This is a genomic window from Pedobacter sp. 05L430, assembly GCF_056397585.1.
The window spans coordinates 1-8,901 of record NZ_JBFTNT010000172.1 but is presented as its reverse complement, the minus strand read 5'-3'; the positions used below and the strand labels follow the sequence as shown (position 1 = coordinate 8,901).

General features: G+C 38.8%; 13 protein-coding genes. 5 read left to right on the top strand and 8 right to left on the bottom strand.

Annotated features, from left to right (window positions below; genetic code table 11):
• Both AC1DG9_RS18475 and AC1DG9_RS18470 read left to right on the top strand, forming a co-directional pair.
• Positions 1 to 939: isoaspartyl peptidase/L-asparaginase family protein (locus AC1DG9_RS18475; RefSeq protein WP_477635012.1), on the top strand; the 939-nt coding region annotated here is incomplete at its 5' end.
• Positions 936 to 1,811, top strand: coding sequence for a cyanophycinase (locus tag AC1DG9_RS18470; protein ID WP_246269599.1), 876 nt, complete (start codon positions 936 to 938; stop codon positions 1,809 to 1,811). The genes AC1DG9_RS18475 and AC1DG9_RS18470, both read left to right, overlap by 4 nt.
• Positions 1,812 to 1,828: 17 nt before the next feature.
• Here AC1DG9_RS18470 and AC1DG9_RS18465 read toward each other — a convergent pair whose 3' ends face one another.
• On the bottom strand, positions 1,829 to 2,308 hold the full coding sequence (locus AC1DG9_RS18465; protein ID WP_172661437.1) for an ABC transporter ATPase: 480 nt from the start codon (positions 2,306 to 2,308) through the stop codon (positions 1,829 to 1,831).
• 51 nt (positions 2,309 to 2,359) lie between these two features.
• Between AC1DG9_RS18465 and AC1DG9_RS18460 the strand changes: the two genes are divergently transcribed.
• Positions 2,360 to 2,842 (top strand): hypothetical protein, encoded by a 483-nt coding sequence (locus AC1DG9_RS18460; protein ID WP_337717191.1) that lies wholly within the window; start codon positions 2,360 to 2,362, stop codon positions 2,840 to 2,842.
• On the opposite strand, the gene AC1DG9_RS18455 is transcribed toward AC1DG9_RS18460, so the two are convergent.
• The 6 genes from AC1DG9_RS18455 to AC1DG9_RS18430 all read right to left on the bottom strand — a co-directional run bounded on the left by AC1DG9_RS18455 (position 2,805) and on the right by AC1DG9_RS18430 (position 7,633).
• Positions 2,805 to 3,605, bottom strand: coding sequence for an MBL fold metallo-hydrolase (locus tag AC1DG9_RS18455; protein WP_477635011.1), 801 nt, complete (start codon positions 3,603 to 3,605; stop codon positions 2,805 to 2,807). The genes AC1DG9_RS18460 and AC1DG9_RS18455 overlap by 38 nt on opposite strands.
• Positions 3,595 to 4,395: a (Fe-S)-binding protein gene (locus tag AC1DG9_RS18450; protein ID WP_172661434.1), complete on the bottom strand. Its 801-nt coding sequence runs from the start codon at positions 4,393 to 4,395 to the stop codon at positions 3,595 to 3,597. The genes AC1DG9_RS18455 and AC1DG9_RS18450 overlap by 11 nt, the downstream gene beginning before the upstream one ends.
• A gap of 31 nt (positions 4,396 to 4,426) precedes the next feature.
• Positions 4,427 to 5,722: a 4Fe-4S dicluster domain-containing protein gene (locus tag AC1DG9_RS18445; RefSeq protein ID WP_477635010.1), complete on the bottom strand. Its 1,296-nt coding sequence runs from the start codon at positions 5,720 to 5,722 to the stop codon at positions 4,427 to 4,429.
• 69 nt (positions 5,723 to 5,791) lie between these two features.
• Positions 5,792 to 6,484: a uracil-DNA glycosylase family protein gene (locus AC1DG9_RS18440; RefSeq protein WP_172661432.1), complete on the bottom strand. Its 693-nt coding sequence runs from the start codon at positions 6,482 to 6,484 to the stop codon at positions 5,792 to 5,794.
• A gap of 41 nt (positions 6,485 to 6,525) precedes the next feature.
• Positions 6,526 to 6,771 (bottom strand): hypothetical protein, encoded by a 246-nt coding sequence (locus AC1DG9_RS18435; RefSeq protein ID WP_172661431.1) that lies wholly within the window; start codon positions 6,769 to 6,771, stop codon positions 6,526 to 6,528.
• Positions 6,772 to 6,880: 109 nt separating this feature from the next.
• Positions 6,881 to 7,633, bottom strand: a complete 753-nt coding sequence (locus tag AC1DG9_RS18430) for an SDR family NAD(P)-dependent oxidoreductase (RefSeq protein ID WP_172661430.1) — start codon at positions 7,631 to 7,633, stop codon at positions 6,881 to 6,883.
• Positions 7,634 to 7,721: 88 nt separating this feature from the next.
• Between AC1DG9_RS18430 and AC1DG9_RS18425 the strand changes: the two genes are divergently transcribed.
• Positions 7,722 to 8,087: a winged helix-turn-helix transcriptional regulator gene (locus AC1DG9_RS18425; protein ID WP_172661429.1), complete on the top strand. Its 366-nt coding sequence runs from the start codon at positions 7,722 to 7,724 to the stop codon at positions 8,085 to 8,087.
• Position 8,088: 1 nt separating this feature from the next.
• Here AC1DG9_RS18425 and AC1DG9_RS18420 read toward each other — a convergent pair whose 3' ends face one another.
• Positions 8,089 to 8,328 carry a hypothetical protein gene (locus AC1DG9_RS18420; RefSeq protein WP_288882136.1) on the bottom strand — a complete coding sequence of 80 codons (240 nt, stop codon included), beginning with the start codon at positions 8,326 to 8,328 and terminating at the stop codon, positions 8,089 to 8,091.
• 220 nt (positions 8,329 to 8,548) lie between these two features.
• Between AC1DG9_RS18420 and AC1DG9_RS18415 the strand changes: the two genes are divergently transcribed.
• A partial coding sequence (locus AC1DG9_RS18415) for a hypothetical protein (protein WP_477635009.1) occupies positions 8,549 to 8,901 on the top strand: 353 nt, incomplete at its 3' end.

Below are 8,901 nucleotides of genomic sequence, written 5' to 3'. Positions count from 1 at the left end.
GTGCATGGGGGTGCCGGAACAATTCTAAAGAAGAGCATGACCCCGGAAAAGGAGGCTGCATATACTGCAGCATTAACAAAGGCTTTACAGCAGGGCTATGATGCTATTAAATCAGGTAAAACGAGTCTGGATGCAGTTGAAGCAGCAATACGTGTACTTGAAGATTCGCCACTCTTTAATGCCGGTAAGGGGGCAGTTTTTACGCACGATGGTAAAAATGAAATGGATGCTGCAATTATGGAAGGCAAAAGTTTAAAAGCAGGAGCCGTTGCGGGAGTAAGTGTAATCCGTAATCCAATTACCGCTGCAAGGGCAGTGATGGAAAAATCTGAACATGTAATGATGGTGAGCAGGGGAGCTGAGCAGTTTGCGAAGCAGTGCGGAGTTGAAATAGTTGATCCTAAATATTTTTATACTAAAGAACGTTGGGATGGTTTGCAGGAAGCTATAAAAGAAGATTCTGTGAAAGCTGTGCTTGATCATGGTAATAAAAAATCTTTGAAGCTGGGAACGATAAATAGAGATTATAAATTCGGGACAGTTGGTGCTGTGGCACTTGACAAGATGGGTAATCTTGCTGCTGGAACCTCAACGGGTGGAATGACGAACAAAAAGTATGGGCGAGTTGGTGATTCTCCAATTATCGGTGCAGGTACTTATGCTAATAATCTGACTGCTGGTATCTCATGTACAGGCTGGGGTGAGTTTTATATCAGAAGTGTAGTAGCCTATGATGTTTCAGCTATGATGGAGTATAGAAATCTATCGGTAGCGGATGCATCAAAGAAGGCGCTTGATAAAATGGAAAAGCTAGGTGGAGACGGTGGACTAATAGCGCTTGACAAAAATGGGAACGTGGCGATGCCCTTTAATACGGAAGGAATGTACAGAGGTACTGTAACAGAAGATGGTAAAATAGAAGTATTGATTTATAAATGATGGTCTTAAATATTTTAGAGAAAGCAAGGTTAAAGCAAGTTTTTGTTTTTGCACTCATGTTGTGTAGCTATTCTTCAATTGCGCAACAAAAAACTTCACCAAAGGGAAGTTTATTTATAATCGGGGGAGGTTCCCGTTCTCCGGAATTGGTGCAGAAATTAATTAAAACCGCAAATTTGGGTCCCAAAGATTATATGATAGTTCTCCCTATGTCTAGTGGTGATCCTATCGGTTCTTTTAATGCCATTAAAGAAGAGCTTTCTGCTCAGGCAGCAAATAGTATCGGATATCTTAATTTTACTGCTGAAAGCGCTGGTAATAAGCAATTGCTTGATTCCTTATCAGGTGCAAAACTTATTTTTATAACGGGTGGCGATCAAAGCCGCTTTATGAAGGTTGTACTAAATACTCCGATTTATAAAGCGATCCATCAGGCATATAATAACGGTGCAACTGTAGCAGGAACGAGCGCCGGTGCTGCAGTGATGAGTAAGTATATGATCACTGGCAATCAGTTGGCAGGAGACACTATTTATAGGGAAACTTTTAATAAACTAGTTGATAAGAACATTGAATTTGAGCAGGGCTTGGGTCTGCTTAATTCAGTTATTATTGATCAGCATTTTATTAAAAGAAGCAGGTTTAACAGGCTTCTTTCTGCATTGGCAGCGCACCCTACTTTTGATTGTGTTGGCATTGACGAAGGTACGGCGATAATAGTACAAGGGAAGAAGATTGAGGTTGCGGGAGTTAGTCAGGTACTAAGAATAGCAGATCCTAAAAACTTGAAAACCACAAAAACAGGACATATAAAAATGGAGAGCCTTCGCTTTAATATGTTTACAGAAGGGGATGTGTTTTACGTAAAATAGCTAATATTGTATGCTGGTTACAGTAAATGTGCAAACACTTTACTGTGCCAGCTTTGTTCAAATGGTATTTGCCATTTCGTTTCAAACTCCTGTAATGTTTGTACCATGTTGTTAAATACAATAGTCTGCGGGCCTATTGCTTTTATATTTACTAACGTTTCAAAGTCTTCTTTGTTAGTAACAATAACCTTGTCTTCTAACTTATAGGCCATATTGAATCTATCAAACAGATCTACTTTGTATTCCTGCTCAATTTCCTTCATTATTCTTACAGATGAATCTATAGAGCAACCGGTAACCCCTGCAGAAGCTTCATCAACAAAAAACACAATAAAGAAATTGTATAATATTTCTGCCTTCGCATTTAGTTGATGGCCATGTGCTTTCCATTGTACAGTAAAATCATTTAATCTTTCCTGTATTGCCTGCACCTCGTCATTTGTAAATGCGCGGTTACTTTGGTATATCCAAATTCTGGATTGTGGAGAAAAACTCATAAATCAAAAATACAAAAATAATTAACTTGATGATGTTAAATGCTTAACGCCATGAAAAAGTTTACATTAAACTTGAAAATATGCCTCACATTAGCAATGTGCCTTCTTTTCATGGGGTTTTCTAAGCTTGAATTACTTGATGAACAAACTGATTATATCCAGCAATTGCTTGTGAGCCACTATAATGAGGAGCTCGAAACATCACAAATAAAGCATTACGAACTTAATGTTACTAACAGTGGCTTTTGTAGATACAAGCGATTTTTTAAGAGTGGTAAGATTGAATATTTCTCTTTCAATCTGGTGAAGTTCAAAGATCTTGATTATCAGGGAACAGATACAATCGGCGCCTTATATTTATACACCAGGGGTGATGATGTAATTGTGCAAACTTATAATGATACAAATGAAGAGGATGTTGATACAATGGCGAATTATATGTCTATTCCGGTAAAAAATATAAAAACTAATGATCTTACAGCGCTTTCAGAATATATTAGAAAGACGAATGCTCGCTTACTCGCTCAAAAATAGTATAAACCTCGGTTTCGACAAATCTAGAGGCTACAACAATTTCAACTTCTCCAGCATGCTGTCTGAACAAACTATGTGCTAACTCAGGATTGTTATTGTCTTTAGATAAGTGAGATAACAATAAATGGGTCATATATGATGGCCTGTGGTGTATAAAAAGGTCTAATGCCTGCTTGTTTGATAAGTGACCTTTACCTCCGCTGATGCGTTGTTTTAAGAAATACGGATATGCGCTTTTACTTAATAGGTCATCATCGTAGTTCGTTTCAAGAAATGCTGCGTGGCATTGTTTAAAATGAAAAATAAGCTGATCACAAGCCGCTCCGATATCTGTAAATACGCCAACCTTGGTGCTTCCACACGAAACCACGAAACTGTGTGGCTCAGATGCATCATGTATTTTAAGAAAACTCGTTACTTCTAAAGTTCCAACCGATATTGTTTGGGTGCTATATAATACTCTAATGAGGTCTTCACGGATATTGAATCTACAGCCATTTAAAGTTCCATTTGTTATGTATACCGGCAAATTGTATTTTGAAGAGAGGGTGGCAAGTCCGCGAACATGATCTGTATGCTCATGAGAAATGAAAATCGCTTTAACATTATGCATTGATAAGCCCAAGCGCAACATTCTCTTTTCGGTTTMTCTGCAGGAGATACCTGTATCTACAAGAATAGCTTCCTGGTCGTTTCCGATATAATAGCAATTTCCATTGCTTCCGGAATTTAAGGATGCAATATGTAACTTGTTACAAGCCATTCGCGCGAGCTGTAATTTCAGCAATATCCAATACTTGTACGTTTTTGTCCTGATCTTTCAGCTTCACACCATCACTTATCATTGTCATGCAAAAAGGGCAACCGGCAGCTATAATATTTGGCTGTGTTTCAAGGGCCTCTTCAATACGTTCAATGTTAATGTCTTTATTGCCTTTTTCAGGTTCTTTAAACATCTGGGCTCCTCCGGCACCACAGCATAATCCATTTGACTTGCAGCGTTTCATTTCTACCAGCTGCGCATCTAAAACTTCTAAAGCCTTACGCGGAGCCTCATAAACACCATTCCCACGACCTAAATAACATGGGTCGTGATAAGTTATCTTTTTACCTTTAAAGCTTTCTCCTCCTTCGGCCTTTAGCTTACCCTCGTCAATTAATTGTTGGATTAGCTGTGTATGGTGAATAACTTCGTAACTTCCCCCTAAACCCGGATACTCATTTTTAATGGTGTTAAAGCAATGAGGGCAGCCTGTCACTATTTTCTTTATGTTGTAGGCGTTAAGAACCTCAATATTGGTCATGGCTTGCATTTGAAACAAAAACTCATTTCCGGCTCGTTTTGCAGGGTCTCCTGTACAGCTTTCTTCTGTGCCTAATACAGCATACTTCATGCCTACATGATGGAGGATTTTACAGATGTCGCGAGTTGTTTTTTGTGCTCTTTCGTCATAACTRCCTGCGCAACCTACCCAGAATAATATCTCAGGCTCTTCGCCCTTGGCTATCATTTCTGCCATTGTAGGTACTTCAAAATTTAGTTGCTCGCTCATCTTTAAGCTATAATAGATTTAAATACTTTAATTAACTTTCTTTTGCCCAGTTAAACCTGTCGGCCGGAGAATACTTCCACGGAGCGCCATTGTTTTCAATATTACCAAGCATCGCATTAATACTTGCCGGCGATTGAGATTCTTCCATTACTGCATACCTTCTTAGTTCAGTAATAATTGCAAGAGGATCTATATTTATAGGGCAAGCCTCAGTACAGGCATTACAGCTTGTGCATGCCCATATTTCTTCTCTGCTGATGTAGTTATCAATCAAAGATTTGCCATCATCAAAACCATTACCTGTTTTATCGATGTTTTTTCCGACCTCTTCCATTCGGTCTCTGGTATCCATCATTATTTTGCGGGGCGAAAGCAGCTTGCCGGTAATGTTTGCAGGACAAACTGAGGTGCACCTTCCGCACTCAGTACAGGTGTAAGCATTCATTAGGTTTACCCATGTAAGGTCATTCACATCTTTAGCCCCAAAGCGTCCTGGTTCTGCTTCTTCTGGAGTAAATGATGAGTCAAGCATTGCCTTCACTTCATTTGTAACACTCTTCATGTTTGTAAACTCTCCCTTCGGCTCCAAATTGGAGAAATAAGTATTAGGGAATGCAAACAGGATATGGAAATGCTTAGAATAGGGCAGGTAATTTAAAAATATAAGTATCCCAATGATGTGAAACCACCAGCAACCCCTTTCAATGGCGACAAGGGCTGCTTCTGAATTTGGCAAAAGATTTTGTAGATGTTGGCTTACAGGAAAAGCTCCGGCGTTTGTATAATGTTGGGATCCGAGAACCTGAAGTTTTGCATCAGCAGCATTCATCAGTAAAAATGCTGTCATTAACAAAATCTCGGATATTAGAATGTAATTGGCATCTGATCTGGGCCATTTAGTCATTTCTACGCCACTAAAACGCTTAAGTTTAAGGATGTTTCTTCTTATTAAAAAGACGGCACAACCCACCCATACACCAAGGGCTAATATTTCAAATGAGCCTATTAGAAAATCATAAATAAAGCCTACTCCAGAAAATATTCTGTGAGAGCCGAATATTCCATCTATCAAAATTTCCAGAACTTCAATATTGATAATAACGAAGCCTAAGTAAACTATCAAATGCAGAAAAGCTGGGATTKGCCTGAAAAACATTTTTGTTTGGCCAAGCGCTACTTTAAGCATCGTCATAAACCTTTTTTGAGGCTGATCCGATCTGTCGGCGGACTTTCCCAATTGTATATTTCGGATAACTTTTTTGATATTATAGCTAAACAAGGCTATTGCGGCCAGTGTAATTGCTATAAATATGATTTGTGCCACCATTTGATTTTCTATTAGTGTTGCTAAGTTAAAAATAAATATGCCAAAATAAATTACTATGCATGCATAAATTTAGATTTTCTTGAATGCCTCAAGGTACTTTTTGATATAGTCTGATTTGTTTTTTGATTTGTATTGCATTATGTATCTGGGGTGTTCCAGTGCAATGATCTCTTTAAAGTACTTTTTGTAGTTGTTAAGTTTTCTTAAAAATGATTCGTTTTTTCCTGTTCCAAAACAAAAGCAGATATCAGTTTCGAAGCCAATGGCAATTTGTTTTTCCAGGTTTTCAATTATAAATGGATATGCCGCTTTTGAAAGTTCAGCACTATCGTAGTAATTGTAATTCACCTCCTTGCTTTTGGTGCTTTTAATGGTGAAGCCTAATGGGCAGACTGAATGAATGTAAAACTTACTGTAGAACTCTTGTATACCTCCATAAGCTGCAATCATTTCGTAAACATATTCTGATGAAGGCTCATGTGTCATCTGTCCCGGAAATGGAATATCGCATTTACCCACCATCCTTTTAGGGTCAGTAAATGATACACCCGTCATCGCCGAACCAAAGCGACCGGGATTGATGCCCAAAATGAGGTGTCTGGGTTCATTATCATTGTAGTATTTTTTGTAAAAAGCAGACGAGCAGATTAGCGCCAGCGGATTTTCCTTGTAAGGATTCATTATCCGGATGTCATCGGGCAGGGAGCCATGAAAATCCAGTTGCTTATTAAATGCAATAATCCTATCGGCAAAGGTTGTCATGCTGGTAAAGATAAGAAGCGATGATTTAAAACTGCAAAATCTTAAGCGTTTAGCTCATAAAACCTGCTGTCTTTACTGTTTCCAATAAAGAAGCCTAATTTGTCTGGTTTGGTCTTGATCTTTAACGTTAATGAACGGATTTTTTTCTTGAATTCTGCCATTGCAATTTCCAGGTCCTGATCTTCAGGGATATTTATAAAGATGTTATCCCGATCGTCGGCTATCAGCCAACCTGGGTAGTTTTGCTTTAAAAGCAGGTCGATCCATTCTTTCTTATACGCATTCATAAATACAAAACTAGAGAATTACAGCAATTCACAAAAACTGTTGGATTATATTTTTCTATAATCCCTCCTTCTAGGGATAAATATATTCATGGAATGATAGAAAGTGTATTTAAAATGGATGGTGACGCATCCCGCCATCGACAACCGCAACTGTACCGGTTATGTATCGCGCTCGAGGAGATACTAAGAAAACAGCCATGTTGGCCATGTCCTGTGGCTCGCCGAAATCGCCGAGCGGAATCTCACGGTCGGCAAATTTCCTACGCTCATCGCCAGCAAAGAAGGGGCGAATATTTTCGGTATCTATGAGACCAGGCTGCAAGCAGTTTACTGTAATGCCATGACGGCCAACTTGCGCCGAGAGCTGTTTAGACCACACGACAATAGACGCTTTTGCAACAGCCGAGACATTAACTGCTCGTAATTCATAAGTACTTGCCAGGTTTAGGATAGACCCCTGTTTACGAGCAATAAAATGAGGTAGAAGCCATTGTGTTAATTGTCTGGGCCGATCAAAATCCAAGGTCATCGATTCTATCCAGATCTTTTCAGATCCTACCACATCAACGGGACGACTACGGCCGGCATTATTAATAAGAATATCAACGTGTCCTAAGAGTGATATGCCCTCAGCTCCAATCTTTTGAGGAGCTCCTGCTGCTAGAATATTCTGAACAAGAGTAATAGGTTCTACGCCTCCGGAAGTATTGATCTCTTCTTTGAGGCTATTAAGTAAATCTTCGTTTCTAGCTACGGCCAAGACTTTTACGCCTTCCAAAGCCAATTCTTTTGCGATTGCTCTGCCAATTCCCTGACTGGCACCTGTTATTATCGCGGTTTTTCCTTTTAAATATAAGTCCATAACTTTTCTTTCCTTGCAAAATTAGATAGCAGCGTCTATTTTTACAGCTTATGCAACCAATTGTACGGTGCTAACAAACATGTAAGTAATGGCAACAAGAAAGGAAAACTCGACTTATAGCAGCAATGAAAAATGGATTATTGAATGTGATTTGACATATGCTGTTAACAAGATTGGAGGGAGATGGAAAATTCTGATAATAAGTAAGCTGGAAAGCAAAGTTCATAGGTTTAGCGAATTAAAGAAAGAGCTCCCCTTTATTACAGAACGCATGCTTGCACTACAGCTGCGGGCATTAGAAAAGGATGGCCTGGTTAAGCGTACAATTTATGCCGAAATTCCACCTAGGGTTGAATACGAGCTAACTGAAATGGCACTTGAATTTGGCCCTATTTTTAAACAATTAAGTATTTGGGGTGGTAAACATCGTTCAGACACAAATTCGTCGTCTTAATTTAATTCTGCTCAGCATTCACAACCTCAAAACTTCTGTACTGAGCCATTTCAGCAGAATGATGTACAACAAGCTTTAATTTCAAACTTTCAATTAATGCGTTGGCCAGTTCTATGCTGCGGTGTAAGTCGTTGATGCCTCTGATTTCAATACCTCTAGTCAGCATTTTGAATTTGTTAGGTTCAAATCTGATAATGAATTTCTTTAGGTCTGCACTCATTTTAATTTCTGTGTTTTTCATGGTCTTATATTTTAAGGGCGGAATGCTGTTGTTTTTTAGCAAATATAGCTATCGCACTCATTAAAAACTAAAAATATTAGTAATTTATTTCGAAATGTACTAACTTTGCTGTTACCTAAGTTTTGAACCATGAGAGAAGTAGATCTGTTCAAAAGGAATTACACAGATTCTGATGCTGTGTTTGAGAAAAATGAAGGAAGTATAAAGGATCGGAGGAAAGATGATTGAGTTGGATTATTTCCCAGATGGGGTTAATGATGTAGTTTACCAAGTGCTGCAATTTCGTACTGGTGAAGCTTGGCGGGTTGTTTGTGCAGGGGAGATGATATGTAGTATGGAAAAGTTGGATGGTCTTTGGTATGTGAAAGGAAAAACAATTCTGCCTCCTACACTTGTCGAAAGCATGGGGCGTTTAATTGATATGCAGCATTTTAATTTTTTGGCGGCCGAACTTAAACAACATTGGGGAGCATATGTTCAGGAAGCAATTGCTCAGGGTGAGAACCAATACTTAGTAATTTGTAAAGAAGGGATTGAATTTGAACGTTTTGAAAGGTTGTTTAGGGCTTATAT

Excerpts from the sequence above, each read along its gene's own strand:
- AC1DG9_RS18435 (WP_172661431.1), bottom strand. The coding sequence starts at position 6,771 with ATGAATGCGTATAAGAAAGAATGGATCGACCTGCTTTTAAAGCAAAAC.
- AC1DG9_RS18470 (WP_246269599.1), top strand. The coding sequence starts at position 936 with ATGATGGTCTTAAATATTTTAGAGAAAGCAAGGTTAAAGCAAGTTTTT.
- AC1DG9_RS18440 (WP_172661432.1), bottom strand. The coding sequence starts at position 6,484 with ATGACAACCTTTGCCGATAGGATTATTGCATTTAATAAGCAACTGGAT.
- AC1DG9_RS18425 (WP_172661429.1), top strand. The coding sequence starts at position 7,722 with ATGGCAACAAGAAAGGAAAACTCGACTTATAGCAGCAATGAAAAATGG.
- AC1DG9_RS18420 (WP_288882136.1), bottom strand. The coding sequence starts at position 8,328 with ATGAAAAACACAGAAATTAAAATGAGTGCAGACCTAAAGAAATTCATT.
- AC1DG9_RS18460 (WP_337717191.1), top strand. The coding sequence starts at position 2,360 with ATGAAAAAGTTTACATTAAACTTGAAAATATGCCTCACATTAGCAATG.
- AC1DG9_RS18465 (WP_172661437.1), bottom strand. The coding sequence starts at position 2,308 with ATGAGTTTTTCTCCACAATCCAGAATTTGGATATACCAAAGTAACCGC.
- AC1DG9_RS18430 (WP_172661430.1), bottom strand. The coding sequence starts at position 7,633 with ATGGACTTATATTTAAAAGGAAAAACCGCGATAATAACAGGTGCCAGT.